Source organism: Isoptericola sp. Y541, assembly GCF_059445465.1.
Genome location: NZ_JCAIUJ010000004.1, coordinates 340,289 through 366,150, shown reverse-complemented (window position 1 = coordinate 366,150; position 25,862 = coordinate 340,289). Strand labels below are relative to the sequence as shown.

Annotated in this window: 21 protein-coding genes and 2 pseudogenes; 19 read left to right on the top strand and 4 right to left on the bottom strand. The window is 72.5% G+C overall.

The window, feature by feature from the left end; genetic code table 11:
- The first annotated feature begins 6 nt into the window (after positions 1-6).
- The 15 genes and pseudogenes from gatB to ilvC all read left to right on the top strand — a co-directional run bounded on the left by gatB (position 7) and on the right by ilvC (position 17,263).
- On the top strand, positions 7-1,515 hold the full coding sequence (gatB, locus tag AC1C2V_RS11885; RefSeq protein WP_495389816.1) for an Asp-tRNA(Asn)/Glu-tRNA(Gln) amidotransferase subunit GatB: 1,509 nt from the start codon (positions 7-9) through the stop codon (positions 1,513-1,515).
- Positions 1,512-2,093 carry a GNAT family N-acetyltransferase gene (locus AC1C2V_RS11880; protein WP_495389815.1) on the top strand — a complete coding sequence of 194 codons (582 nt, stop codon included), beginning with the start codon at positions 1,512-1,514 and terminating at the stop codon, positions 2,091-2,093. The genes gatB and AC1C2V_RS11880 overlap by 4 nt, the downstream gene beginning before the upstream one ends.
- Positions 2,094-2,185: 92 nt before the next feature.
- Positions 2,186-2,886, top strand: a pseudogene (allE, locus tag AC1C2V_RS11875) ((S)-ureidoglycine aminohydrolase).
- Between the two features lie 77 nt (positions 2,887-2,963).
- Positions 2,964-4,541 (top strand): peptide MFS transporter, encoded by a 1,578-nt coding sequence (locus tag AC1C2V_RS11870; protein WP_495389814.1) that lies wholly within the window; start codon positions 2,964-2,966, stop codon positions 4,539-4,541.
- Between the two features lie 219 nt (positions 4,542-4,760).
- Positions 4,761-6,623, top strand: a complete 1,863-nt coding sequence (gene ilvD / locus AC1C2V_RS11865) for a dihydroxy-acid dehydratase (protein ID WP_495389813.1) — start codon at positions 4,761-4,763, stop codon at positions 6,621-6,623.
- Between the two features lie 110 nt (positions 6,624-6,733).
- Positions 6,734-8,446, top strand: a complete 1,713-nt coding sequence (gene ilvD / locus AC1C2V_RS11860) for a dihydroxy-acid dehydratase (protein ID WP_495389812.1) — start codon at positions 6,734-6,736, stop codon at positions 8,444-8,446.
- Between the two features lie 70 nt (positions 8,447-8,516).
- Positions 8,517-8,831, top strand: a complete 315-nt coding sequence (locus AC1C2V_RS11855; protein ID WP_495389811.1) for a 4a-hydroxytetrahydrobiopterin dehydratase — start codon at positions 8,517-8,519, stop codon at positions 8,829-8,831.
- A gap of 192 nt (positions 8,832-9,023) precedes the next feature.
- A pseudogene (locus tag AC1C2V_RS11850) lies at positions 9,024-9,206 on the top strand (carboxymuconolactone decarboxylase family protein); the annotation flags it as partial.
- A gap of 50 nt (positions 9,207-9,256) precedes the next feature.
- Positions 9,257-9,544 (top strand): hypothetical protein, encoded by a 288-nt coding sequence (locus AC1C2V_RS11845; protein WP_495389810.1) that lies wholly within the window; start codon positions 9,257-9,259, stop codon positions 9,542-9,544.
- 198 nt (positions 9,545-9,742) lie between these two features.
- Entirely contained in the window at positions 9,743-11,095 is a 1,353-nt protein-coding gene (locus AC1C2V_RS11840; protein WP_495389809.1) for a 4a-hydroxytetrahydrobiopterin dehydratase, read from the top strand.
- Between the two features lie 168 nt (positions 11,096-11,263).
- On the top strand, positions 11,264-12,316 hold the full coding sequence (locus AC1C2V_RS11835; RefSeq protein WP_495389835.1) for an ABC transporter ATP-binding protein: 1,053 nt from the start codon (positions 11,264-11,266) through the stop codon (positions 12,314-12,316).
- Positions 12,313-13,401: a DUF2705 family protein gene (locus AC1C2V_RS11830; protein WP_495389808.1), complete on the top strand. Its 1,089-nt coding sequence runs from the start codon at positions 12,313-12,315 to the stop codon at positions 13,399-13,401. The genes AC1C2V_RS11835 and AC1C2V_RS11830 overlap by 4 nt, the downstream gene beginning before the upstream one ends.
- A gap of 284 nt (positions 13,402-13,685) precedes the next feature.
- On the top strand, positions 13,686-15,515 hold the full coding sequence (locus tag AC1C2V_RS11825) for an acetolactate synthase large subunit (protein ID WP_495389807.1): 1,830 nt from the start codon (positions 13,686-13,688) through the stop codon (positions 15,513-15,515).
- Positions 15,516-15,639: 124 nt separating this feature from the next.
- Positions 15,640-16,161 carry an acetolactate synthase small subunit gene (gene ilvN, locus AC1C2V_RS11820; protein ID WP_495389806.1) on the top strand — a complete coding sequence of 174 codons (522 nt, stop codon included), beginning with the start codon at positions 15,640-15,642 and terminating at the stop codon, positions 16,159-16,161.
- A gap of 73 nt (positions 16,162-16,234) precedes the next feature.
- Complete coding sequence (gene ilvC / locus AC1C2V_RS11815; protein ID WP_495389805.1) at positions 16,235-17,263, top strand: ketol-acid reductoisomerase; 1,029 nt, start codon at positions 16,235-16,237, stop codon at positions 17,261-17,263.
- Between the two features lie 79 nt (positions 17,264-17,342).
- On the opposite strand, the gene AC1C2V_RS11810 is transcribed toward ilvC, so the two are convergent.
- Positions 17,343-17,783: an NUDIX hydrolase gene (locus AC1C2V_RS11810; protein ID WP_495389804.1), complete on the bottom strand. Its 441-nt coding sequence runs from the start codon at positions 17,781-17,783 to the stop codon at positions 17,343-17,345.
- A 17-nt stretch (positions 17,784-17,800) separates the two neighbouring features.
- Between AC1C2V_RS11810 and AC1C2V_RS11805 the strand changes: the two genes are divergently transcribed.
- Entirely contained in the window at positions 17,801-18,331 is a 531-nt protein-coding gene (locus tag AC1C2V_RS11805) for an ASCH domain-containing protein (RefSeq protein WP_495389803.1), read from the top strand.
- Here the strand turns inward: AC1C2V_RS11805 and AC1C2V_RS11800 are convergent.
- Together AC1C2V_RS11800 and AC1C2V_RS11795 are read right to left on the bottom strand one after the other, a co-directional pair.
- On the bottom strand, positions 18,309-20,036 hold the full coding sequence (locus AC1C2V_RS11800; RefSeq protein WP_495389802.1) for an HNH endonuclease signature motif containing protein: 1,728 nt from the start codon (positions 20,034-20,036) through the stop codon (positions 18,309-18,311). The genes AC1C2V_RS11805 and AC1C2V_RS11800 overlap by 23 nt on opposite strands.
- Positions 20,037-20,658: 622 nt before the next feature.
- On the bottom strand, positions 20,659-21,372 hold the full coding sequence (locus tag AC1C2V_RS11795) for an SAM-dependent methyltransferase (RefSeq protein WP_495389801.1): 714 nt from the start codon (positions 21,370-21,372) through the stop codon (positions 20,659-20,661).
- A gap of 118 nt (positions 21,373-21,490) precedes the next feature.
- Between AC1C2V_RS11795 and AC1C2V_RS11790 the strand changes: the two genes are divergently transcribed.
- The 3 genes from AC1C2V_RS11790 (at position 21,491) to AC1C2V_RS11780 (ending at position 25,142) form a co-directional block, all read left to right on the top strand.
- Positions 21,491-22,558, top strand: coding sequence for a 3-isopropylmalate dehydrogenase (locus tag AC1C2V_RS11790; protein ID WP_495389800.1), 1,068 nt, complete (start codon positions 21,491-21,493; stop codon positions 22,556-22,558).
- A 208-nt stretch (positions 22,559-22,766) separates the two neighbouring features.
- A complete protein-coding gene (locus AC1C2V_RS11785; protein WP_495389799.1) occupies positions 22,767-23,930 on the top strand; it encodes a branched-chain amino acid aminotransferase in 1,164 nt (387 codons plus the stop codon).
- A 66-nt stretch (positions 23,931-23,996) separates the two neighbouring features.
- The gene (locus tag AC1C2V_RS11780; RefSeq protein ID WP_495389798.1) at positions 23,997-25,142 is read left to right on the top strand and encodes a winged helix DNA-binding domain-containing protein; all 1,146 of its coding nucleotides are present in this window, start codon (positions 23,997-23,999) and stop codon (positions 25,140-25,142) included.
- Position 25,143: 1 nt separating this feature from the next.
- On the opposite strand, the gene AC1C2V_RS11775 is transcribed toward AC1C2V_RS11780, so the two are convergent.
- On the bottom strand, positions 25,144-25,677 hold the full coding sequence (locus AC1C2V_RS11775; protein ID WP_495389797.1) for a DUF6069 family protein: 534 nt from the start codon (positions 25,675-25,677) through the stop codon (positions 25,144-25,146).
- Positions 25,678-25,862 lie beyond the last annotated feature (185 nt).

Here is a 25,862-nt window from a genome sequence, read left to right as displayed (position 1 = left end):
ATCGCTGTGACCATCACGACCCCTGCTCTCGTCGCCTACGACGACGCCGTGCGCCGCTACGACCCGGTGCTCGGCATCGAGGTGCACGTCGAGCTCGGCACCCGAACCAAGATGTTCTGCCCGGCCGAGGTGTCCTTCGGCGCGGAGCCGAACACCCAGACCACCCCGGTAAGCCTCGGCCTGCCCGGCGCGCTGCCGGTCCTCAACGGCACCGCCGTCGAGTACGCGATCCGGATCGGCCTGGCGCTGAACTGTCAGATCGCCGAGACCTGCCGCTTCGCCCGGAAGAACTACTTCTACCCGGACGTGCCGAAGAACTTCCAGACGTCGCAGTACGACGAGCCGATCGCATTCGAGGGCTGGCTCGACGTCGAGCTCGAGGACGGCACGGTGTACCGCGTCGAGATCGAGCGCGCGCACATGGAGGAGGACGCCGGCAAGAACACGCACGTCGGCGGATCCGCCGGGCGGATCCACGGCGCCGAGTACTCGCTCGTGGACTACAACCGTGCCGGCATCCCCCTCGTGGAGATCGTCACGAAGCCGATCACCGGCACGGGCGAGCGCGCGCCCGAGGTCGCCCGCGCCTACGTCCAGGCGCTGCGCGACATCTTCCGCACGCTCGACATCTCCGAGGCGCGCATGGAGCGCGGCAACGTCCGCGCCGACGTCAACCTCTCGCTGCGGCCGACCCCGGAGTCCCCGCTGGGCACCCGGACGGAGACCAAGAACGTCAACTCGTTCCGCTCCGTCGAGCGCTCGGTCCGGTACGAGGTCTCGCGCCAGGCCGCCATCCTCGACGCCGGCCAGACCGTGATCCAGGAGACGCGGCACTTCCACGAGGAGGACGGCAGCACGTCGCCCGGCCGCGTGAAGTCGGACGCGGAGGACTACCGGTACTTCCCCGAGCCCGACCTCGTGCCGGTGGCCCCGTCGCGGGAGTGGGTCGAGGAGATCCGCGCCACGCTCCCTGAGCTGCCGCAGGCGCGCCGGCGCCGGCTGCACGACGAGTGGGGCTACGCCGACGCCGAGATGCGCGACGTCGTCAACGCGGCGGCTCTCGACATCATCGAGGCGACCGTCGCCGCGGGCGCCACGCCCGCCGCCGCCCGCAAGTGGTGGATGGGCGAGCTGGCCCGCCGCGCCAAGCAGGACGAGGTGGAGCTGGCCGAGCTCGCGATCACCCCCGCCCAGATCGGCGAGCTCCAGCAGCTCGTCGACGCCGGGCGGATCAACGACAAGATCGCCCGGCAGGTGCTCGACGGCGTGCTTGCCGGGGAGGGCGGTCCTGAGGAGGTCGTCGTGGCCCGCGGCCTGGAGGTCGTCTCGGACGACGGCCCCCTGCTCGCGGCGATCGACGAGGCGCTCGCGGCCCAGCCCGACGTCGTGGAGAAGGTGCGCGGCGGCAACCAGGGGCCGGTCGGGGCCATCATCGGCGCCGTGATGAAGGCGACCAGGGGCCAGGCGGACGCCAAGCGCGTGCGTGAGCTGGTCCTGGAGAGGATCGCCGGGTGAGGTCGCCGGTCCTGCACGGCGAGCTGGTGCGGCTGCGCCCCCTCGAGGCGCGGGACGCCGACCGGCTCTGGGCGTCGTTGCGCGACCCCGAGAGCGCGCGGCTGTCGGGGATGGGCACGAACGGCGCGTCCACCCGCGCGGAGGTCGACGCCTGGGCGGCGACCGCCGCGGACCGGCCCGGACGCTACGACTGGGCGGTCACGTCGGCCGCGGTGCGCGACGGCGAGCTCGTCAGCGACGACCTCCTGGGCGAGATCTCGCTCGACCAGGTCGACCTCGACCTGCTCTCGGCGAACCTGCGCCTGCGGATGATGCCCGACTACCGTGGCCGCGGCTACGGCCGCGAGGCCATCGCCGAGGTGCTGCGGTTCGCGTTCGCGACCGAGGGCCCCGGGCTGCACCGGGTGAGCCTGTCGGTGTCGAGCATGAACCCGCGGGCGCGGGCCCTCTACGAGTCCCTGGGGTTCCGCGAGGAGGGTCGCCTGCGCGACGCCCTCCGCGACGGCGACGGCTGGACCGACGCCGTGGTGATGAGCATCCTCGAGGACGAGTTCCACGCGGGTTTCGGCACCGACTGAACTGTGCGTGAGCGACCTTGACACCGGCCCGACGAGGAGTGTGACGTGACCAGCCGCCCCAGACCACGCGCTACTACACCCCGCAGGGCGGGCTGCCCGTCCAGTCGGAGCTCCTGACGGACCGCGCGATCGTCACCGAGGCGTACACCGTCATCCCGCGCGGCGTGCTGCGCGACATCGTCACCTCGAACCTGCCCGGCTGGGAGAAGACCCGACTGTGGGTCCTCGCCCGACGGTGCAGTCGGTCGTCTTCGTCACCGAGGGCACGCTCGTGCTGACGGTCGGCGGCACGGAGCACACGCTCGAACCGGGCGGCTACGCCTACCTCGCGGCCGGCGACGACTGGTCGCTGCACAACCGGTCGGACGCCAAGGCCGCCTTCCAGTAGGTCCGCAAGGTGTACGAGCCGATCGAGGGCCACCGGGCCACCACGTTCGTCACCCGCGATCAGGACGTCGAGCCGCGCCCGATGCCGGACACCGACGGCGCGTGGGCCACCACGCGCTTCGTCGACCCGGACGACCTTGCGCACGACATGCACGTGAACATCGTGACGTTCCAGCCCGGCGGCTCCATCCCGTTCGCGGAGACGCACATCATGGAGCACGGCCTGTACGTGCTCGAGGGCAAGGCGGTCTACCGCCTCAACGGCGACTGGGTGGAGGTCCAGGAGGGCGACTTCATGTGGCTGCGGGCCTTCTGCCCGCAGGCCTGCTACGCCGGCGGCCCCAAGCCGTTCCGCGACCTGCTCTACAAGGACGTCAACCGGCAGGTGAAGCTCGACCGTCGCTGACCCGATCGTCGACCCGGCCCACCGTGGCCCCACCGCTCGCGTCGCAGGCCTCGCGAGCCGGTGGGAGCATCGAAGGCATGGCTGCACGCGGTGACGCGGGGGACCGCGAGTTCGAGGTCGAGCCCGACGCGGGTGCGCCCCCCGGTCCCGGGACCCCGGCGGCCGCCGGACCGATCGCGGGGGACCACGGGTTCTTCGGCCATCCCATGGGGCTGATGACGCTCTTCACCACGGAGCTGTGGGAGCGGTTCAGCTACTACGGGATGCGCGCCATCCTGCTGTACTACCTCACGGACACCGTGGCCAACGGCGGCCTCGCCATCGACGACACCACGGGCGCCGCCCTCGTGTCGATCTACGGCACCGGCGTCTACCTGCTGTCCGTCGTGGGCGGCTGGCTCGCCGACCGCGTCATCGGGTCGCGCCGGTCCGTGCTCTACGGCGGGATCATCATCGCCGCCGGCCACGTCGCGCTGGCGATCCCCGGGATCGGCTTCTCCACGATGGGCATCGCCCTCGTCGCCATCGGCACCGGGCTGCTCAAGCCGAACGTCTCGTCGATGGTCGGGGAGCTGTACGCGCGCGAGGACCCGCGTCGCGACTCGGCGTTCTCGATCTTCTACATGGGCATCAACCTGGGGTCGTTCTTCTCGCCGATCATCGTCGGGATCGTGCAGCGGGCGTTCGGTTACCACGCGGGCTTCCTCGTCGCCGCGGTCGGCATGGCCGTCGCGCTCGTGTTCTTCGTCGCGGGCCGCCGATACCTCGGCAAGGCGGGGGCGTACGTGCCCAACCCCGTCGCCCGGGAGGAGTACCCGAAGATCGCGCGGCTCTTCGCGATCATCCTCGGCGCGATCGTTCTCGTCGCTCTCGTGGCCGTCCTCGTGTCGGGCGGGTTCACGGTCAGCACGTTCATCGACACGCTCGCCTACCTGGCTCTTCTGGCGCCGATCGCCTACTTCGTGGTGATGTACCGCTCGCCCAAGGTGACCGACGCCGAGCGTCCGCGCGTCGTGGCGTACATCCCGCTGTTCGTCGCCGCGATGCTCTTCTGGATGATCTTCGAGCAGGCCGCGACGACCCTCTCGGTGTTCGCGCGCGACCGCACGCAGCTCGACATCTTCGGCGTCGAGATCAGCCCGGCGTTCTTCCAGTCGGTCAACCCGCTCGCGATCATCGTCCTGGCGCCGGTCTTCGCATGGATCTGGATCAAGTCGGACGACCGGCCCTCGACCGCCAACAAGTTCGCCCTCGGCCTGACGTTCGTGGCCCTGTCGTTCCTCGGGCTGGCGTTCGCGTCGTCCGTGGCGGGTGACGCGCGGGTGCCGGCCTGGGTGCTCGTGGCCGTGTACGTGGTGCAGACCGTCGGAGAGCTCTGTCTCTCGCCGGTCGGGCTCGCCGCGACGACGCTGCTCGCGCCGAAGGCCTTCCGCTCGCAGGCGATGGCGCTGTGGTTCCTCGCCCCGGCCGCGGGCCAGGCGATCACGGCGCAGGTCATCCAGGCCACCGAGGGTGTGTCGGACACCGTCTACTTCGGGGGGATGGGCGCCGTGGCGCTCGTCTTCGGGCTCGCGCTGTTCGCCCTCGCGCCGTGGGTCACGCGGCACATCCGACACGCGGACGAGCTGGAGGGCGTGCACACGGCGGGCGGGTGACCGCCGGGAGGCGGCCCAGGGCGCGCCCCAGCCCCCACGTGTCGCCGGCCCGAATCGAGCCCAGGTAGCCCGTCGTGGGGAGCTGCCCTCCAGCCACGCGTTCTCGCGGAAACTGACCACGGGTCGGACGAATGCCCGCGATCCGGGACGGCGGGCGTAGCGTGCCCGTGCGTCGCCGTCGTCCGCCGCGGCGCGGCACCGTTCGTCGAAGGAGCTGACATGAGCCGTCCCCTGCGCTCTCGGACATCCACCCACGGCCGCAACATGTCCGGTGCCCGCGCGCTCTGGCGCGCCACCGGCATGGGGTCGGAGGACTTCGGCAAACCGATCATCGCGATCGCGAACTCGTACACGCAGTTCGTCCCCGGCCACGTGCACCTCAAGGACATGGGCGACCTCGTCGCCTCGGCGATCCGTGAGGCCGGCGGCGTCTCCAAGGAGTTCAACACGATCGCGGTGGACGACGGCATCGCGATGGGCCACGCGGGGATGCTCTATTCCCTGCCCAGCCGCGACCTCATCGCCGACTCGGTCGAGTACATGGTGGGCGCGCACTGCGCCGATGCCCTCGTGTGCATCTCCAACTGCGACAAGATCACGCCCGGCATGCTCAACGCCGCGCTGCGCCTCAACATCCCCGTGATCTTCGTGTCGGGCGGACCGATGGAGGCCGGCAAGGCCATCGTCGCGGACGGCGTCGCCAAGACCCCGCTCAACCTGATCAACGCGATCAACTACTCGGCCGACGACAACGTGTCCGACGACGCGCTCGCCCAGGTCGAGGAGAACGCCTGCCCCACCTGTGGCTCGTGCTCCGGGATGTTCACCGCGAACTCGATGAACTGCCTCACCGAGGCGCTCGGCCTCTCGCTGCCGGGCAACGGCTCCACGCTCGCCACACACTCCGCCCGCAAGGAGCTCTTCCTCGACGCCGGCCGCACCATCGTCGACCTCGCGCGGCGCTACTACGAGGACGAGGACGACTCGGCCGCACCCCGCTCGATCGCGACGAAGGCGGCGTTCGCCAACGCGATGACGCTCGACGTCGCCATGGGCGGCTCCACGAACACGGTGCTGCACATCCTCGCCGCCGCCCAGGAGGGCGGGATCGACTTCGACCTCACGGACATCGAGGAGATCAGCCGCCGGGTGCCCTGCCTGAGCAAGGTCGCGCCGAACCACCCGAACTTCCACATGGAGGACGTGCACCGCGCCGGCGGCATCCCCGCGCTGCTCGGGGAGCTGGACCGCGCCGGCCTGCTCGACCGGGACGTCACCTCCGTGCACACGCCGACGCTGCGGGCCTGGCTCGACGACTGGGACGTGCGCGGCGGCAACGCCACCGACCGTGCGACCGAGCTCTTCCACGCCGCCCCCGGCGGGGTGCGCACCACCCAGGCGTTCTCCACCTCCAACGTGTGGGAGACCCTCGACACCGACGCCGCCGACGGCTGCATCCGCGACCTCGAGCACGCATACACGGTCGAGGGCGGCCTCGCGGTGCTGCGCGGCAACCTCGCCACCGACGGCGCCGTGTTCAAGACCGCCGGGGTCGACCCGGACGTCTTCCACTTCGTCGGCAAGGCGCTCGTCTGCGAGTCGCAGGACGAGGCCGTCGAGAAGATCCTCACCAAGCAGGTCGAGCCCGGGCACGTCGTCGTCGTGCGCTACGAGGGCCCGGCGGGTGGGCCCGGCATGCAGGAGATGCTCTACCCGACGTCGTACATCAAGGGCCGCGGCCTGGGCAAGGTGTGCGCGCTCATCACCGACGGCCGGTTCTCCGGCGGGTCGAGCGGCATCTCGGTGGGGCACATCTCCCCGGAGGCGGCCGCCGGCGGCACGATCGGCCTGATCGAGGACGGCGACGAGATCGAGATCGACGTCGACACCCGGCTGATCCGCGTCAACGTGCCCGACGAGGTGCTCGCCGAGCGGCGCGCCAAGATGGAGGCCAGCGAGAACCCCTGGCAGCCGCTGAACCGCGACCGCTACGTGTCCCCGGCCCTGCAGGCGTACGCCGCGATGGCGACGTCGGCCGACCGCGGTGCCGTGCGCGACGTGTCGCTCATCTCCCGCCGCTGACCCACCCGCTGGTTGAGCCCGTCGAAACCACGCCGCTGGTTTCGACGGGCTCAACCGGCGTGCGGGGTTTCGACGGGCTCAACCGGCGGGGGGTTCGTAGTGTCGAGCCCATGAGCACCGACGCTGCGACCACGCCTGACCTCAAGCCCCGCTCCCGGCAGGTGACCGACGGCCTGGAGGCGACGGCGGCGCGCGGGATGCTGCGCGCCGTCGGCCTGGGCGACGACGACTTCGCGAAACCGCAGATCGGCGTCGCGAGCTCGTGGAACGAGATCACGCCGTGCAACCTGTCGCTCGACCGGCTCGCGCAGGCCGTGAAGAACGGCGTGCACGCCGGCGGGGGGTACCCGCTCGAGTTCGGCACCATCTCCGTCTCCGACGGCATCTCCATGGGGCACGAGGGGATGCATTTCTCGCTCGTGTCACGCGACGTCATCGCCGACTCCGTGGAGACGGTGATGCAGGCCGAGCGGCTCGACGGCTCCGTGCTGCTCGCCGGGTGCGACAAGTCGTTGCCCGGCATGCTCATGGCCGCCGCGCGCCTCGACCTCGCGAGCGTGTTCCTCTACGCGGGCTCGATCATGCCGGGCTGGGTGAAGCTGTCGGACGGCACCGAGAAGGACGTGACGATCATCGACGCGTTCGAGGCCGTGGGGGCGTGCGCGCGCGGGCTCATGAGCCGGGACGACGTCGACCGGATCGAGCGCGCGATCTGCCCCGGCGAGGGGGCGTGCGGCGGGATGTACACCGCGAACACGATGGCGTCCGCGGCCGAGGCGCTGGGCATGTCCCTGCCCGGGTCGGCCGCGCCGCCGTCGGCGGACCGGCGCCGCGACGCGTTCGCGCACGCGTCGGGCGAGGCCGTGGTCGAGATGCTGCGCCGCGGCATCACCGCCCGGCAGATCCTCACCAAGGAGGCGTTCGAGAACGCGATCGCCGTGGTGATGGCGTTCGGCGGGTCAACCAACGCGGTGCTGCACCTGCTGGCCATCGCGCACGAGGCGGAGGTGGACCTCACGCTCGACGACTTCTCCCGCGTGGCCGACCGCGTGCCGCACCTCGGCGACCTCAAGCCGTTCGGCCGCTACGTGATGAACGACGTCGACCGCATCGGCGGCGTGCCCGTCGTGATGAAGGCGCTGCTGGACGCCGGGCTCCTGCACGGCGACTGCCTCACCGTGACCGGCCGCACCGTGGCGGAGAACCTCGCCGAGATCGCGCCGCCCGACCCGGACGGCAAGATCCTGCGCGCCCTGGACCGCCCCATCCATCCGACCGGCGGCATCACGATCCTGCACGGCTCGCTGGCGCCCGACGGCGCCGTCGTGAAGTCCGCAGGTTTCGACTCCGACGTCTTCGAGGGCACGGCCCGCGTGTTCGAGCGCGAGCGCGGCGCGCTCGACGCGCTCGAGGACGGCACGATCACCGCGGGCGACGTCGTCGTGATCCGCTACGAGGGGCCGAAGGGTGGGCCTGGCATGCGCGAGATGCTCGCGATCACGGGTGCGATCAAGGGCGCCGGGCTCGGCAAGGACGTGCTGCTCATCACCGACGGGCGGTTCTCCGGCGGCACCACCGGGCTGTGCGTGGGGCATATCGCGCCCGAGGCCGTGGACGCCGGGCCGATCGCGTTCGTGCGCGACGGCGACCGCATCCGGCTCGACGTCGCGCGCAAGACGCTCGACCTGCTGGTGGACGACGCCGAGCTCGCCGACCGCCGGTCGGCGGACTGGGCGCCGGTGCCGCACGGCTACACCCGCGGCGTACTCGCCAAGTACACGAAGCTCGTGGGCTCGGCGTCGCGCGGCGCCGTGCTGGGCTGACCGGGCACGGGTGCGCGGGCATCCCGGGGGAGCGCGGGCGAACTGCGCCCGGACGGGCGATGCTGGGCACATGAGCGACACGATCACGTCCGAGGAGTTCACCACCGCCGACGGAGTCGCCGCATGGCGCGCGGAGGACGGATCCGCCGAGGCGACGTTCCGCACGGGCTCGTTCGCGGCGGGGGTGCGGTTCGTCGACGCGATCGGCGAGATCGCCGACGCCCTGGACCACCACCCGGACGTGGACCTGCGCTACCCGGCCGTCACCGTGCGCACGTCGTCCCACGACGTCGGCGGGCTGTCGGCGCGGGACGTGAAGCTCGCCCGGCAGATCAGCGAGGCCGCCCGCGAGCTGGAGATCCCGCCGGAGCCGGCGCGTACCTGACGGCGTCGTACGGTACGCGGCGCGACGCCCGCGCACCGTAGTCGTAGTCGTAGTCGTAGTCGTAGTCGTAGTCGTAGTCGTAGTCGTAGTCGTAGTCGTAGTCGTCGACGAAGCGGGCGAGCGTGAGCTGCCCGAGCCGGGCCGGCCGGGCGCCGGACCGTCGGCGCTCCTCGGCGAGCGCGGGCGCCAGCGCTGCGGGGACCGCGCCCCAGGCCAGCCCGACCGCGGGGGAGAGCGTCTTGCTGGCCGTGCCCGCGTAGACGACGTGCTCGGGGGCGAGGGCCTGCAGCCTCGGCCGCGGACGCCGAACGCGCGGGGCTGGACCCCGCGCTACGCGAGCTGGTCCGCCTGCGCGCCTCGCAGATCAACGGCTGCGCCTACTGCGTAGACCTGCACTCGACGGCGGCGACGGAGGTCGGGTCGACGTGCAGCGGCGGCTGGCGCTGCCAGTCTGGCGCGAGTCGAGCGTCTTCACGGTGGCCGAGCGCGCCGCGCTCGAGCTCGCCGGGGCCGTGGTGCGCGTCTCGGCCGCGGAGGTGCCCGGCTCCGTCGTCGACGCCCTCGTGGCCGAGGTCGGGGAGGAGCCGCCGCCGCGATGCTCGCCCTCGTGGTCACGGTGGTGGCCTGGAACGGCATCGGCGCGACCGCACGCTGCTGGCGCCCGCCCGGCGCGCCCGCTGACCCGCCGAGCCGCTGACCTGCCGGGCCGCTGACCTGTCGAACCGTCGAGTCGCTGGCCTGCCGAGCCGCTGACCTGCCGGGCCGCTGACCTGTCGAACCGTCGAGTCGCTGGCCTGCCGAGTCGCTGGCCTGCCGAGCCGCTGGCCTGCCGAGCCGTCGAATCGCCCAGCGCGCGCGTGGTTCGCGTGCGCGCGGCAGGGTGGGCGGAGGCGACGGCGACGGGAGCGACCATGTCCGAGGGCACGACGGGTGAGACCGGGCAGCCGGGCGACGAGATCACGCCGGCGCAGTTCGAGGCCGCGGAGGGAACCGGCGACTGGCGTGCGCTCGCCCGCGGGGCGTCCGCATTGTTCCGCACCCGGTCGCTGGGCGAGGGCGCGGTCCTCGTCGAGCACGTGCGGGTGCTGGCCGACGGCGCCGACCACCATCCCGACGTCGACCTGAGGCCCGAGGGCGTGGTCGTGCGCGTCGCGTCCCACGACATCGACGGCCTGAGCGGGCGCGACGTCGCCCTGGCCCGCGAGATCTCCGCGACCGCGGCCGGCCTCGGTCTGGCGGCTGATCCGGCGTCCGTGCAGGACGTGGACCTCACGTTCGACGCCTCCGACCGCGAGCGGATCATGCCGTTCTGGGGCGCCGTGCTCGGGCACCGACGCTCCGACGAGGACCTCCTCGACCCGCACGGGAGGTGGCCGGGCATCTGGTTCCAGGAGATGGACGAGCCCCGGCCCCTGCGCAACCGGCTGCACCTCGACGTCTTCGTGCCCCACGACGAGCGGGGCCCGCGCGTGGACGCGGCGCTCGCGGCCGGCGGGCGCGTCACCACCGAGGAGTTCATCCCCCACTGGTGGACGCTGGCCGACGCGGAGGGCAACGAGGCCGACGTCCTGGCGTGGGAGGGGTTCGACGAGGACCTGGCCGAGGGCCTGCTCACGCCCGAGGAGTTCCGCGCCGCGGGCGGCGTCGACGACTGGCGGGTGTTGCAGGGCGCCGCCGCCCACTACGCGACGGATGGGTTCGACCCCGGCGTCGAGCTGGTCGCGCGGGCGGCCCGGATCGCCGAGGACGTCGGGGTGCCGCTGTTCGCCGACCTGCGGTACGCGGGTGTCACGCTGCGGGTGGGCCCGCCCGAGGACGGCTGGATCGACGCCGGCCGGCTGGCCGTGGCGCAGCGCGCGCAGGAGGCAGCCCGTGACCTGGGGCTGCGCGCGGAGCCGGCGGCGCTCCGCGACGTGCAGCTCACGTTCGACGCGCTCGACGTCGGTGCGGTGCAGCGGTTCTGGGCCGCGGCCCTGGGCTACGCGCCGCGCGGCGACACCGACCTGTACGACCCGCTGCTGCGCGGCCCGTCGGTCTTCCTCCAGCCGATGCGCTCCCCGCGCGACCAGCGCAACCGCGTCCACGTGGACGTCCGGGTCCCGGCCGACGCCGCGGACGCGCGGGTCGCCGCCGCCGTCGCGGCCGGCGGCCGCGTGGTCCGGGACGCCGAGTCGCCGTTCTGGCGCACGGTCGCCGACCCGGAGGGCAACGAGGTGGACATCGCCGTGATCCCCGGCCGCGCGGAGGCCTGGCGCGCGGGCTGAGCCGCGCCTGGCTGACCCGCCGCGGGAGCCCTGGACGACCCCTGTGACCAGCGCCGTCGGCCCGCTATGCTCCCGGTGCGAGCCGGCGCCGGTCGGGTCGGACCAGGCCTGCGGGAGCACGGCCACGAGGAGGTGGCGGTGACCCGGCCCGAGGGCGGAGACCTGGCAATGGGCGGAGACCTGGCGATCGAGACGCGAGGCCTGCGCAAGACGTACCGCAGCGTGCGGGGAAGGTCGGTCGGGGTCGAGAGCCTCGACCTGCAGGTGCCGGTCGGCGGCGTGCACGGATTCCTCGGCCCCAACGGGTCGGGCAAGACGACCACGATCCGCATGCTGCTGGGGCTGGTGCGTCCGGACCGCGGTTCGGCCACGATCTTCGGGCGCGAGGTGCCGAAGCGGCTGCCGGAGGTCGTCGGGCGGGTCGGCGCCATCGTCGAGAGCCCCAAGTTCTTCCCGGCGTTCAGCGCCCGGCGCAACCTGGCGCTGCTCGCCGACGCGATCGACGCGCCCCCGGGCCGCGTGGACGCTGTCATCGACGAGGTCGGGCTCACGGGCCGGGCCAGGGACAAGTACCGCACGTACTCCCTCGGCATGAAGCAGCGGCTCGCGATAGGCGCGACCCTGCTGAAGGACCCCGACCTGCTCATCTTCGACGAGCCCACCAACGGCCTCGACCCAGCCGGCATCCGGGAGATCCGCCAGACCATGCGCGGGCTGGCGGACCAGGGCAAGACGGTGCTGGTCTCGAGCCACATCCTCGCGGAGGTGGAGCAGATCGCGGACACGGTCTCCATCGTGGCCCGGGGCCGGCTCGTCGCCGCCGGGCGGGTGGCCGACCTGCTCGGTACGGACTCCGCGACGCGGTCGGTGCGCCTGCGGGTCGCGGCGCAGGACGTGACGATCGCGACCAGCGTGCTGGAGACAAGCGGCCTGCTGGTGCGGCGCGAGCACGACGCGCTCGTGGTCGACGGCGCGCCCGACGCCGCGCAGGTGAACCGCGCGCTCGGTGAGCGGGGCGTCTGGGTGCACGAGCTGACGCCCCTGCAGCCGGACCTCGAGTCCGTCTTCCTCGGCCTCACCGCGCACGAGACGCCGGGCGGGCACACGCACCGCGGCGACCGCACCAAGCGGGCCGGCGCGGCGCCCGTACCGGCCCACGGGGGCGCGCCCGAGTCGTCGAGCCGGCCGGCGAGCCTGCCCACGGCGGGGGTGGAGTCATGATGCGACTGCTGCGGGTCGAGCTGCGCCGGCTGTGGGCGCGCCGCGTCACCCGGTGGGCCAGTGTCGGCGTCCTCGCGCTGGTGGCGCTGAGCGTGGCCACTTCCTACGCCACGGCGAAGCCGCCGAGCCCGCAGGAGGTCGCCGCGGCGGAGGCCTCCTACGCGGCGGAGCTGGAGATGTGGGAGGACGACGGCGCCGAGATGGTCGCCGAGTGCGAGGAGTCGGCCGAGGCCGAGGGCGCCACCTCCGAGGAGTGGAGCTGCGACGACTTGGGCCCCCGGCTCGAGTACTACCTGCCGCCCTCGGAGACGTTCGTCCCCGACGCCGAACAGACCGAGATGATGTTCGGCGCGGAGGACAGCCGCACGGACGACGCCGGGACCGCCGCCGCGGTGGAGGAGATCCAGGGCTCGGTGTGGAACGGCTGGGCGGGGCTGTCCTCCCTCGACGACCTCGCGATGCTCCTGCTCATGGTCGCGCTGGTGGTCGGCATCAGCTTCGTCACCGCCGAGGTCAACAGCGGATCGCTGGGCATGTGGCTCACGTTCGAGCCCCGCCGGCAGCGCGTGTACTGGTCCAAGGCGGCGGCCGCCGCGGTCGGCACGATCCCGCTCGTCCTGGTGGGCTTCGCGCTGTTGGTCGGGACCTCCTACGCGACGTTCGCCCACTTCGGCACGCTGGGCGACATGACGGGCGAGGTCTGGGCCGAGGTCGCGGCCTACACGGGGCGGCTCGTGGCGGCCGGGATCGTCCTGGCCGCGGTGGGCGTCGCGCTGGGCGTGCTGCTCAGGCACGCCGCCGCCGCGGTCGGCGTCGTGGCCGTGGTCGCCTGGGGCAGCCTGGTGTTCGGCTACCCGCTGGGCGAGCTGCAACGCTGGCTCCCGACCACGGGCCTGACGGCGTGGCTCCAGGGCGGGGCGGTGTATACCGTCGACACCTGCTCGCCGGGCACGGACGGCATGTACGAGTGCGTCTCGGTCGACCGCGTGGTGACCACGGCCCAGGGCGGCCTGCTGGTCCTCGGCATCGCGGCGGTCCTGACGCTGCTCGCGGTCGTCGTCTTCCGACGTCGCGACGTGGGCTGACGAGCCCTGCCGATCGGCCGTCGTGAGCCCGGTGTCCCGCGCCCGTCCCGCACCCGTCCCGCATGGTGGGACACCGGGCTCACGACGTGACATCCCTGGGGCGCGGGCGTAACGTTCGATCCGTGCAGACGATTCTCGTAGTACTTCTTCCCGGGCGCGCCGGCTGAGGCCTCGCACCGCTTCGTCAGCGCGCTCACCCCTCGTCAGTCCCTGCATTCCGGGACCGGGGGGTTTTTCATTGCACCGACACTTTCGCCCCGCAGACCGACCGGCAGGAGAGACCGATGGTCCAGCCGAACCCGACCCCCGCCCAGGTGGCCGCGCGCACGACGACGCCGCGACCCGCCGACCGAGCCGTGTCCGGTGAGGAGGTCACCGGCGCCGAGTCGATCGTCCGCTCCCTCGAGTCGGTGGGCGTAGAGAACGTCTTCGGCATCCCGGGCGGCGCGATCCTTCCGCTCTACGACCCGCTCATGGACTCCAAGCAGATCCGCCACGTGCTGGTGCGGCACGAGCAGGGCGGCGGGCACGCGGCCGAGGGGTACGCCCACGCGACGGGCAAGGTCGGCGTCACGATGGCGACCTCGGGCCCCGGCGCGACCAACCTGGTGACGCCCATCGCGGACGCCCACATGGACTCCGTCCCGATGGTCGCGATCACCGGCCAGGTCGCCGAGTCGCTCATCGGTACCGACGGGTTCCAGGAGGCCGACATCGTCGGCATCACGATGCCGATCACCAAGCACTCCTACCTGGTCACCGACCCGGCGGAGATCCCGCGCACGATCGCCGAGGCGTTCCACATCGCGTCGACGGGCCGCCCGGGGCCGGTACTGGTCGACATCGCGAAGTCCGCGATGGCGGCCGCCACCACCTTCTCCTGGCCGCCCGAGCTGGCGCTGCCCGGCTATCACCCGGTGACCAAGCCGCACGGCAAGCAGATCCGCGAGGCGGCCAAGCTGCTCGCGACGGCGCGCCGGCCCGTGCTGTACGTGGGTGGCGGCGTGATCCGCGCGGGCGCGTCGGCGGAGCTGCGCCGGCTGGTCGACACGTCCGGGGCGGCCGTCGTCACGACGCTCACCGCCCGCGGCGCGGTGCCCGACAGCCACCCGCAGCAGCTGGGGATGCCCGGCATGCACGGCACGGTCCCCGCCGTCGCCGCACTGCAGAAGGCCGACCTCGTGGTCGCGCTGGGCGCCCGGTTCGACGACCGGGTGACCGGCCGGCTGTCGAGCTTCGCGCCGCACGCCGCCGTCGTGCACGCCGACATCGACCCCGCCGAGATCGGCAAGAACCGTCCCGTGGACGTCCCGATCGTGGGCGACCTGCGCGAGGTGATCGCCGACCTCGTCCCCGCGCTCGAGGTCGAGCACGCCAAGGTGGGCAAGCCGGACCTGGGCGCCTGGTGGCACCAGCTCGACACGTGGCGCGAGACATACCCCCTGGGCTTCACGGCCACCGCCGACGGACACCTGTCGCCGCAGCACGTGATCTCGCGGCTCGGCGCGCTGGCGGGGCCGGACGCGATCTACGCCGCGGGCGTGGGCCAGCACCAGATGTGGGCGGCGCAGTTCATCCGCTACGAGCGGCCCCGCAGCTGGCTGAACTCCGGGGGGCTCGGCACGATGGGCTTCGCCGTCCCGGCGGCCATGGGCGCCAAGGTGGGCGAGCCGGACCGCGAGGTGTGGGCCATCGACGGCGACGGCTGCTTCCAGATGACCAACCAGGAACTTGCCACCTGCGCGATCAACGACATCCCCATCAAGGTGGCGGTGATCAACAACAGCTCGCTGGGCATGGTGCGGCAGTGGCAGACGCTGTTCTACGACGAGCGGTACTCGAACACCGACCTGCACACCGGCCACGGCACGGTGCGCATCCCGGACTTCGTCAAGCTTGCCGACGCCTACGGCTGCGAGGGCATCCGGGTGGAGCACGAGCGCGACGTGGACGCCGCCATCAAGCGGGCGCAGGAGATCGACGACCGCCCCGTGGTCGTGGACTTCACCGTCTCGCGCGACGCGATGGTCTGGCCGATGGTCGCCGCCGGCGTGCCCAACGACGACATCCAGTACGCGCGTGGCATCTCGCCCGCGTGGGACCGGGAGGATTGAGCGGAATGAAGCGGAAGTTGAGGGCCGCAGCGAAGCAAGGCACTCGGCTGCAGCGGAATGCAGTCTCGATCCGACCCATGAACACCGAAGACTGACCGGCCGACGAGCAGAGACGGAGCCACTCATGTCGCGTCACACCCTGTCCGTGCTGGTCGAGAACAAGCCGGGCGTCCTCACCCGCGTCTCCGCGCTGTTCGCGCGCCGCGCGTACAACATCCACTCCCTCGCCGTGGGCCCCACCGAGCATGAGGAGATCTCGCGCATCACCGTGGTGGTCGACGTCGAGTCTCACCCGCTCGAGCACGTGACCAAGCAGCTCAACAAGCTGGTCAACGTCATCAAGATCGTCGAGCTCGACCCCGAGTCGTCCGTGCAGCGCGAGCTCATGCTCGTCAAGGTGCGGGCCGACGCGACCACGCGGTCGGGGGTGCTCGAGGTCGTCGAGCTGTTCCGTGCCCACGTCGTCGACGTCGTGCCCGACACGGTCGTCATCGAGGCGTCGGGTACCGACGCCAAGCTGTCCGCCCTGCTCGGGGCGCTCGAGCCCTACGGCGTCCGCGAGATCGTGAAGTCCGGCACCCTCGCGGTGGGCCGCGGCTCGCGATCCATCACCGACCGAGCGCTGGAGCGCGTGCGCACCGCCTGAGGCGGACGGCGTACCGTCACCCTGCCGGTGACCCACCGAAACCCACGAAGTACCGAGATCAAGGAGCATCACCGTGGCTGAGCTGTTCTACGACGACGACGCCGACCTGTCCATCATCCAGCAGCGCAAGGTCGCCGTCATCGGTTACGGCAGCCAGGGGCACGCGCACGCGCTGAACCTGCGTGACTCGGGCGTCGACGTCCGCGTGGGCCTGCGCGAGGGCTCGGCGTCCGTGAAGAAGGCCGAGGACGAGGGGCTGCGCGTGCTGTCCGTCGCCGACGCCGTCAAGGAAGCCGACGTCGTCGTCATCCTCGCGCCGGACCAGGTGCAGCGGCACGTGTACCGCGACGACATCGCCCCGAACCTCAACGAGGGCGCGGCGCTCGTCTTCGGGCACGGCTTCAACATCCGCTTCGGCTACATCAAGCCCGAGGCCGGCCACGACGTGCTCATGGTCGCCCCCAAGGGCCCGGGCCACATCGTGCGCCGCGAGTACGTCGACGGCCGCGGCGTGCCGGTCATCGTCGCCGTCGAGCAGGACGCCTCCGGCTCCGCCTGGGGCCTCGCCCTGTCCTACGCGAAGGGCATCGGCGGCCTGCGCGCCGGCGGCATCAAGACCACCTTCACCGAGGAGACCGAGACCGACCTGTTCGGCGAGCAGGCCGTGCTGTGCGGTGGCGCCTCGCAGCTGGTCCAGTACGGCTTCGAGACCCTGACCGAGGCGGGCTACCAGCCCGAGGTCGCGTACTTCGAGGTGCTGCACGAGCTGAAGCTCATCGTCGACCTCATGGTCGAGGGCGGCATCGCCAAGCAGCGCTGGTCGGTCTCCGACACGGCCGAGTACGGCGACTATGTCTCAGGCCCGCGGGTCATCGACCCGCACGTCAAGGAGAACATGAAGGCGGTGCTCGCGGACATCCAGAACGGTGCCTTCGCCGAGCGCTTCATCGCCGACCAGGACGCCGGCGCGCCGGAGTTCACCGCCCTGCGCGAGAAGGGCGAGGCGCACCCGATCGAGACCACCGGTCGCGAGCTGCGCAAGATGTTCTCGTGGATCAAGCCCGCTGACTCCGACTACACGGAGGGCAGTGCCGCTCGCTGACCCACACCGTCAGCAGCGACGCGCGCGGCCGCCGCCCGGGAGACCCCCGGCCGGCGGCCGCACGTGCGTCCGGCGGGTGTCAGTCCAGCAGGCCGGCCCAGCGCCGGACGACTTCCACGAGCTCTACACGGTCGAGGGCGTCGACGTCGGCCAGCCGGTGCCACGCGACGTCGTCGGTGGAGCCGTTGGCCTCGGCGGTGAGCTCGCCGCCGACAACGTGCGCGCGGTAGACGATCCGGATGCCGTGCAGCGGCTGGTCCAGCGGGACGTCGTCGACCACCCGGCCCCCGGTGGGGATGACGATGCTGTCCACCCCGAGCAAGCCGTCGAGCACTACGTGGTAGCCGGTCTCCTCGCGCAGCTCGCGGACGGTCGCGTCCTCCGGGTGCTCGCCGGGATCGACGCCCCCGCCAGGCATCGTCCAGCCGGAGCCTGCAGGGCTGGACCAGTGGGGCAACAGGATCTGTCCGTCCTCGACGACGAGGGCGTAGGCGGCGACGCGGGTGTCCACACCGGTCATCCTGGCAGGATGGGCCCATGACCGACGACGCGAACCCGGGGCTGGACGACACCGAGCAGGCCGACAGCATCACCCGGTTCTGGGACGCTGCCCGGCCGAGCGCCGGCCGCACCAGCCACGGCGGTGCGGTGGGCGAGCGGTCGGAGAACGTGGTGCCCCCGCCGGCCTGGGCGTTCGGCGACAACCCGGCGCTCGCGGACGCGCTCCTGGCTTTCGTCCTCGACGGGACCAAGACGGCCACGGCGTCGCTCGTCGTCGAATACGAGGTGGCTGAGGAGCCGCTCCCGGGCAAGGGGGACCTGTCGATCCTGCTCGACGGCGAGGGGGAGCCGCGGGCCCTGATCCGCACGACGCGGGTCGAGACGGTGCCGTTCGACCAGGTCACGGCCGAGCACGCCTATCTCGAGGGCGAGGACGACCGCACCTTGGAGTCGTGGCGCACGGAGCACGAGCGCTTCTGGCGTCGCACGCAGGCTGCCGCCGGAGGCGAGTTCGACCCGTCGATGCAGGTCGTGTGCGAGCGGTTCAAGGTCCTGTTCCGCGACTGAGAGCTGCGCGTGAATCGTCCGGTGCGTCGTGGTCCGGTGGTTCGTGACCGTGGGGCACCGTGCGGTGGCGGGTGGTGTCGATGGGCTCTGTTCGGGTGATGTGGGTGCGGCCCGTGGGCGAGGTCCATTCGAGGGTGCTGCCCCAGCCGGTTCCCGATTCGCCCGCGGCGGGGACCCGGGCGACCTGCCATGACGACTGGTGCTTGAGGACATGATGTCGGCGGCAGAGCGCCGTGAGGTTGGTGGCGCTGGTGGCGCCGCCATCGACCCAGGCGGTGGTGTGGTCGAGGTCGGCCGTCCGTGCGGGGTGCGTGCAGCCGGGGAAGCGGCAGGTGGTGTCGCGGGTCGTGACGAGGTTCTTGAGGTCGGCGGGCACCGCGTAGGTGGTACGGCCGACGGACAGGACGGTGCCGGTCTCGGGATGGGTCAGGATCCGCCGGAGCGAGGGTGCCAGGGCGGTGAGCCGCCGGGCCGTTTCCGGGTCGATGGGGACGTGGCCGTTCATGGTGGCCGGGGCGTCGGTGATGCCGAGCAGGGTCAGCGCGGGCACGGTGACCGTGACCTGGGGGCGGATCGAGCGCGCGAGGGACGCCATCGCGGATTGCTCGTGCAGCAGCACGGCGATGCGGTCGTCGCCTGCGTCGCCTGCGTCGCCTGCGTCGTCCGCGTCGTCCGCGTCGTGAACGTCGGCTGGGGTGGAGTGGCCGACGGGGGAGCGGTCGAGGGTGCCGTCGTCGAGAAGCAGGGCCGCGAGGGTGTCGGCGCGGGCCTGGCCGAGGGTGCGCCCGTCCCGGATGTTCTCGCCGCCGATGCCACGGGTGCCGCTGGTGCGGTCATCGGCGATGAGGTGTCGTGCGGTGCGGGTGATCCGGTCGTAGGCGGCGTGCGCGAGGGCGGCGGGCAAGCTGGCGACCAGCCAGGCCATGCCGTCGGCGCCGTCGTCGAGCCAGACGGAGCGACGGGTGACGGCTTCGGTGTGGCGGACGTCGGCCGGGACCGGGTGTGCGGTCTCGCGGGCGCAGCGGGCGTGGCGCCCGAGCTGGGCGGGGGTGCACGTGACGGTGTCGGTGCCGACGGCCGTGGTCAGGACCGAGGTTTCGACGTGGGCGGCCTCGGCAGAGGTGAGGTCGGCCACGTGCTTGGACACCGCGATGGCGTGCGCCCACGAGAGTCGTCCCGCGCGGAGGGCTGCGAGGGTCGCGGGTGCTTTGCCGGTCAGGGTGAGGGCATGGTCGGCCAGGGTGCCCGCGGCGTGCTCCCCGACGTGCAGGGTGGTCGCGAGCTCGGCGGTGACGGCACGACGGGCGAGCTCCAGGCGTCGTGCGCTCGGCGCCGAGCGCACGACCGGGTCGGTGTCGTCGACCAGATCGAGCTCCAGCGCCTCGGCCAGCACCATGACGTGCGCGACGAGCTCCGCCCGTCGGGCGTGCAGCGTGGCGACCCGGGCCTCGATGGCGGTGATCTCGTCCAGCGCGGTGTCCAGGTCCGCCAGCGTCGGCACCGTGCGGGCACCGAGTGCAGCGGCCGTCCGGCTCTGACCGCCCGGTCCGGTGGGTCGGCGTTCCGCGTCCAGAAGCTCGGTGATTCCCGGCGCCCAGGTCCGCGCCATCCCCGCCAGCCGGGACGCCTCCTGGCGCATCCGCGCGACATCGTCCGCCGGGGCGGCGGCCCTGTCAGCCGCACGGTCGGGGAGCGTCGTCGTCATACCCCGAGTCTACCGAGATTCGAACACCTGTTCTAGACCCTCAGTCAGATCTGTGGACGATCGTGTCATCTCGCAGGACATCGGTGACAGTTCTGCATCAGGACATCGGTGACAGTTCCAGCGATCTTGGTGGTGACACTTCGTCGTCGCTGAGGCTGTTGGGATGGCTGCCAGCGAACCTGTCGATCCTCGTGTCCGTCTCGCGATCTCGAGGTGGCCGGATGACGCGCCGCGCGGGTCGGTGACGACGTTCTGTGTGGAGTACGGCATCTCGCGCAAGTCGTTCTACGAGCTGCGCAGGCGTGCGCGGTCGACGGGCCGCACCCGGCATCAAGTACGTCGGCAACGGACGACCCCGCGGGCCTCGCCCCAAGATCGCCGAAGCGTTACCAAAGTCCTGACATACCGATCGTCACCCATGTCCTGATGCAGAACCGTCACCGACGTCCTGAGACATCACATCTGGGGACGATTGCGCGCCGGGTGCGCTCCGAGGGCGTGGGTGCGCAACTGAGTGCGGCAGGGGTGCTACGAGCGCAACGGGTTCTACCCCGACGGCTCGCGCGACGTCGACGTACGGCTCGACCTCGCCGAGGTCCGGCACGTGCGCCGACCGCAGGGTCTAGGCCGGCGTGAGGACCAGCCAGGCGAAGCCGACCACGCCGCGGTAGCCGCCCAGGTACTCGTCGCGCCGCTGGTCGGCGAAGGCCCGCGCGCCGGGGGTGCCGACGCGCTCGACGCCGGCGCGCCAGTCGGACTCGAAGTCGTCCCATTCGCCCAGGGAAGACGTGGCGGCGTGCAGCACCCGGAAGCCGGCGTCGGTGGCGATCCGGGCGAGCGTCGCGAGGTCGGGCATGTCGCCGAAGTCCTCGCGGACCGCCGCGTCCGGCTCGGCCTCGTAGACGCCGTCGCCGAACAGCAGTGTCCCGGACGGCTCGGTGAGCCCGTGCAGCGCGGCGAGTGCGGTCGCGGTGTCGCCCCAGATGTACCCGGCGCCGACGTTGAGCACCACGGGCGCGGGGCGGTCCCAGGCGGACGCGTCCGCCTGGTGGAACGTGACGCGGTCCGCGAGCCCTCGGTCGCGGGCACCGCGCCGGGCGCGCTCGAGGTCGCCCCGGTCTTGGTCGACCCCGTCGCCGGCGACGCCGTGGCGATCGCACAGCCGCAGCAGCAGCTCGCCGGAGCCGCACCCGAGGTCGAGGACGCGCGCGTCGGGCGACGGCGGGGAGAGCCGGCCCAGCAGGTCGGCCGCGCGGGCGTCGCCGAGCGGTGAGTTGAAGGTCAGGTTCGCTGCGGCCGCGTCGAAGTACGGCGTGAGTTCGTCGTCCTGGGTCATCCGGCGATCGTGGGCGACCCCGTGGCCCGGGTCCAGACATTTGACCGGGCACGGGAGCGCCGTCCGGAGAGCGAGATCAGTGTCCGCATCATGACCTGGCGGGCATAGCCTCAGCCTCATGACGCGGAACATCGACCTTGCAGTGGTAGCCGGCGACGGCATCGGCACCGAAGTCGTGGAGCAGGGACTGGCTGTCCTCGAGGCGGCAGTGTCCGGCTCGGACGTCAAGGTCTCCACCACCGAGTTCGACCTGGGCGCGCGCCGCTGGCACGCGACGGGCGACACCCTCACGGACGCCGACCTCCAGGCGATCCGGGGTCACGACGCGATCCTGCTGGGCGCCATCGGCGACCCGAGTGTGCCGTCGGGCGTGCTCGAGCGCGGGCTGCTGCTCAAGCTTCGCTTCTCCTTGGACCACTACGTCAACCTGCGCCCCAGCAAGCTCTACCCCGGCGTGACGAGCCCGCTGGCGAACCCGGGCGAGGTCGACTTCGTCGTCGTGCGCGAGGGCACCGAGGGGCCGTACGTCGGCAACGGCGGCGCCCTGCGGGTCGGCACCCCGCACGAGATCGCCACCGAGGTGTCGGTCAACACCGCGTTCGGCGTCGAGCGCGTCGTCCGCGACGCCTTCGCCCGCGCCCAGGCCCGGCCGCGCAAGCACCTCACGCTGGTGCACAAGCACAACGTGCTGGTCCACGCCGGGCACCTGTGGCGCCGCACGGTCGAGGCCGTGAACGCCGAGTTCCCCGACGTCACGACCGACTACCTGCACGTGGACGCCGCGACGATCTTCCTCACCACGAACCCGTCGCGCTTCGACGTCATCGTCACGGACAACCTCTTCGGCGACATCCTCACCGACCAGGCCGCCGCGATCACCGGCGGCATCGGCCTTGCGGCGTCGGCGAACATCAACCCCGACCGCACTGCGCCGTCCATGTTCGAGCCGGTGCACGGTTCGGCGCCCGACATCGCCGGCCAGGGCAAGGCCGACCCCACCGCCACGGTGCTGTCGGTGTCCCTCCTGCTCGACCACCTCGGGCTGTCCGCCGAGAGCGCCCGGGTGGAGGCGGCCGTCGCGGCCGACCTTGCCGACCGATCTGCAGGGCGTTCGAGTGAGCACGGCGACCGAGTACGTACGACGGCCGAGGTCGGGCGCGATCTCGCCGCTCGCGTCATCGGCTGACGGCGGTCCCACCGTCGTCACCGGACGACGCGGCGCCGCCCGCACCGCGTCGTCGGACGAGTCGTCCGAGTCACCGCCCGTCGCCCCCATCGATCACCCGACATCCCTGTCCGTCCAGGTGACCGCTGTGGTCGGAGCGACGTCGGCGCCCACAGGGCGCGCGGTCGTGGAAAACTACAGGGGTCACCCCGGTGAAAGGCCCCCGATCATGACAACTTCCAGCACCACCTCCGCCGCGGCCCCGAGCACTGACGGGTCGGGCATCCTCCCGGCCGAGCTCGAGGACCTCGTCGTACTCTTCGACGTCCGTGCCACGGACACGCCGACCCCGGATGCCGAGCGCGAGGCCGCGCTCCAGGCGCCCAGGTTCGGCACCGTGTTCACCGACCACATGGCCCGCATCACGTGGCGCCAGGAGGACGGTTGGCTCGACCGGCGCATCGAGAAGTACGGCCCGCTGCAGCTCGACCCCGCGACCGCGGTCCTGCACTACGCGCAGGAGATCTTCGAGGGGATGAAGGCGTACAAGCACGCCGACGGCTCGGTCTGGACATTCCGCCCGGACGCCAACGCCGCGCGGTTCGCCCGGTCGGCGCACCGGCTCGCCCTGCCCGGTCTCTCGGTGGACGACTTCGTCGGCTCCGTCGCGGCGCTCGTGCGCACGGACGTCGCCTGGGTGCCGGACGGTGAGGACTCGAGCCTGTACCTGCGCCCGTTCATGTTCGCCTCCGAGTCGTTCCTCGGAGTCCGCCCGGCGACCGAGGTCGAGTACCTCGTCATCGCCTCGCCCGTCGGCCCGTACTTCGCCGGCGGCGTCAAACCCGTGTCGATCTGGGTGGCAGAGGACTACCACCGGTCCGGTCCGGGCGGCACCGGCGACGCCAAGTGCGGCGGCAACTACGCCGCGAGCCTCCTGCCGCAGGTGGTCGCGCAGGAGCAGGGTTGCGACCAGGTGTGCTTCCTCGACGCCCTGACGAACACCTACCTCGAAGAGCTCGGCGGCATGAACGTCTTCGTGGTCATGGCCGACGGCTCGGTGCACACGCCGGAGCTGACGGGTTCCATCCTCGAGGGCGTCACGCGCTCGTCGATCCTGCAGCTCGTCGCCGACCGCGGCCACGCGGTGGTGGAGCGCCGCATCCCCCTCGCCGAGGTCGTCGCGGGCCTCGCGGACGGGTCCGTGCGTGAGATCTTCGCGTGCGGCACCGCGGCCGTCATCACCCCGGTGGGCCGGCTGGCCGGCGACACGTTCGACCGCGAGGTCGGCGGCGGCACGCCCGGCGAGCTCACGATGGCGGTCCGCGAGGAGCTCACCGACATCCAGTACGGTCGGTCCGAGGACCGGCACGGATGGATGCGCCGGCTCGCCTGACGCGTCGCCGCGGGAGGTGGTGGGCAGGTGCGGTCGGTCACGACCAGGGACGGAGGCCCCTTCTCGATGCCCACCCCGATCACGGCCGACGAGGTCAACCGCACCACGCTCGCCCGCCAGCAGCTGCTCGCCCGCTCCGACGACGACGTCCCCACCGTCGTCGGGCGGGTGGGCGGGCTGCAGGCCCAGCACGCCAACATGCCGTACGTCGCGCTCTGGTCGCGCCGGGCACGGCAGACGATCGCCGGGCTCGAAGAGGCGCTGACCTCCGGCTCGGTGGTGAAGGCGACCGTGATGCGGTCGACGCTGCACCTGGTGTCGAGCGCGGACTGGCCCCTCCTCGACGCGGTCTCGGCCGAGCAGCGGCTCGCCGCGTGGCGGGCGAGCGCCAGGCGCGCCGGCGTCGACCTCGTGGGTCTCAACGCCGTCGTGCGCGCGTACTGCGCCGAGCCGCGCACGCTCGACGAGGTGGAGGCGTTCGCCGCCGAGCGGTACCCGGGCGTCGACGCCGTCGCCGCGATCCCGGGCGGCGTGAGCCGCGCCTGGTGGCGGCTAGCGAGCGCGGGCGGCGGCCTCGTGCACGTGCCGCCGAGCGGCCTGTGGGGCTCGCACGTGGCCGTGCGCTACATGGCCGGCGCCCGCTGGCTGGCCGACGTGCTGCCGCACCCGCTGCCCACGTTCGCCCCGGACGAGGCGCGCGCCCGGGCGGTCGCGACCTACCTGGGCGCGTTCGGCCCGGCGTCCCTCGCGGACATCGCGCGCGGGCTCGGCGTGCGGGGCGTCGGCGCGATGAAGCGCGCGCTCGCGCTCCTCAAGCTGCGCGCCTACGAGGCGCCCGACGGGCGTGCGCTGCTCGACCTGGCCGACGCCGAGGTCGTGCCCGGGGACGTGCCGTCCCCGGTGCGTTTCCTGTCCCGCTGGGACCACCTGCTGGTGGCGCACGACGTGCGCGACCGCGTCGTCGACCCCGCCCACGCCGCGACGGTCTACCGCCGCAACGCGGACGTGCTGCCCACCGTGCTGGTCGACGGGCGCGTGGCCGGCACCTGGTCCGCCGAGCGCGACGGCGACCAGGCCACCCTGCGGGTGGTCGCGCTCGTGGACGTCGACGACGCCGCCCGCGCCGAGGCCGAGGCGGAGGGCGAGGCGCTGCTGGCCTACCTCGAGCCCGATGCACAAGAGCGCGTCGTGGCCTGGTCGGACCCGTCGTAGGTCAGCTGCGGACCAGGGTGCGGCCCAGCACCTGCGTCAGCATCGACCAGACGGCGATGCCGAGCAGCACCCAGACGGCCGCGGTGGCCGCGGCCGTGGCGAGCGCCGGCGAGCCCGTGAACGGCAGGGCCGCCAGGATCACCGTCGCCAGCGTCACGACCCAGCCGAAGAACATGCGGGGACGGGGCGCCGACAGCACCAGCAGGTGCAGCACAGCGGCCCCGAGCAACGCGAAGATGGCACCCGCCAGTGCCCACGACGTCTCCGGCGACCCGAGGCCGACCAGGTCCGGGGGCGCCTGCAGGTCCAGACCCAGCACGCCGTCGAGGATGACCTCGGCCGCCAGGCCGAGCAGCGCGCATACCAGTACGGTGGCGCCCGCGCCCGCCCAGAACCGCGGCGCGTCGAGCCTCGGCCGGACCGCGCGCGGGGGCACGGGGCCCTCCGGCCGCGGACCGGACCCGGCACCCGGCAGCACGCCGGGCGGCCGCTCCGGCTGGTCCGGCGGTGGGACCGGGCGCTGATCGTGGCTCATGCGATCTCCTCGCTCGCGGTACAGCAGGGTCTCGGTGCTCCTGCCCCCAGCCGAGCACGGAATCGTCCGCCGCGCCCTGTGGCGCTCCGGGTCGGCGTCTGCGTTCCGCTCCGCCCGGGACCGCCCGGTCCGCCCGGTGGGACCTCCGTGACGTCCCCCGCCGGGTGTGGCACCATGTGGCCCAT

Excerpts from the sequence above, each read along its gene's own strand:
- AC1C2V_RS11870 (WP_495389814.1), top strand. The coding sequence starts at position 2,964 with ATGGCTGCACGCGGTGACGCGGGGGACCGCGAGTTCGAGGTCGAGCCC.
- ilvD (WP_495389813.1), top strand. The coding sequence starts at position 4,761 with ATGAGCCGTCCCCTGCGCTCTCGGACATCCACCCACGGCCGCAACATG.
- ilvD (WP_495389812.1), top strand. The coding sequence starts at position 6,734 with ATGAGCACCGACGCTGCGACCACGCCTGACCTCAAGCCCCGCTCCCGG.
- AC1C2V_RS11855 (WP_495389811.1), top strand. The coding sequence starts at position 8,517 with ATGAGCGACACGATCACGTCCGAGGAGTTCACCACCGCCGACGGAGTC.
- AC1C2V_RS11840 (WP_495389809.1), top strand. The coding sequence starts at position 9,743 with ATGTCCGAGGGCACGACGGGTGAGACCGGGCAGCCGGGCGACGAGATC.
- AC1C2V_RS11835 (WP_495389835.1), top strand. The coding sequence starts at position 11,264 with ATGGGCGGAGACCTGGCGATCGAGACGCGAGGCCTGCGCAAGACGTAC.
- AC1C2V_RS11830 (WP_495389808.1), top strand. The coding sequence starts at position 12,313 with ATGATGCGACTGCTGCGGGTCGAGCTGCGCCGGCTGTGGGCGCGCCGC.
- AC1C2V_RS11825 (WP_495389807.1), top strand. The coding sequence starts at position 13,686 with ATGGTCCAGCCGAACCCGACCCCCGCCCAGGTGGCCGCGCGCACGACG.
- ilvN (WP_495389806.1), top strand. The coding sequence starts at position 15,640 with ATGTCGCGTCACACCCTGTCCGTGCTGGTCGAGAACAAGCCGGGCGTC.
- AC1C2V_RS11810 (WP_495389804.1), bottom strand. The coding sequence starts at position 17,783 with ATGACCGGTGTGGACACCCGCGTCGCCGCCTACGCCCTCGTCGTCGAG.
- AC1C2V_RS11805 (WP_495389803.1), top strand. The coding sequence starts at position 17,801 with ATGACCGACGACGCGAACCCGGGGCTGGACGACACCGAGCAGGCCGAC.
- AC1C2V_RS11800 (WP_495389802.1), bottom strand. The coding sequence starts at position 20,036 with ATGACGACGACGCTCCCCGACCGTGCGGCTGACAGGGCCGCCGCCCCG.
- AC1C2V_RS11795 (WP_495389801.1), bottom strand. The coding sequence starts at position 21,372 with ATGACCCAGGACGACGAACTCACGCCGTACTTCGACGCGGCCGCAGCG.
- AC1C2V_RS11790 (WP_495389800.1), top strand. The coding sequence starts at position 21,491 with ATGACGCGGAACATCGACCTTGCAGTGGTAGCCGGCGACGGCATCGGC.
- AC1C2V_RS11785 (WP_495389799.1), top strand. The coding sequence starts at position 22,767 with ATGACAACTTCCAGCACCACCTCCGCCGCGGCCCCGAGCACTGACGGG.
- AC1C2V_RS11780 (WP_495389798.1), top strand. The coding sequence starts at position 23,997 with ATGCCCACCCCGATCACGGCCGACGAGGTCAACCGCACCACGCTCGCC.
- AC1C2V_RS11775 (WP_495389797.1), bottom strand. The coding sequence starts at position 25,677 with ATGAGCCACGATCAGCGCCCGGTCCCACCGCCGGACCAGCCGGAGCGG.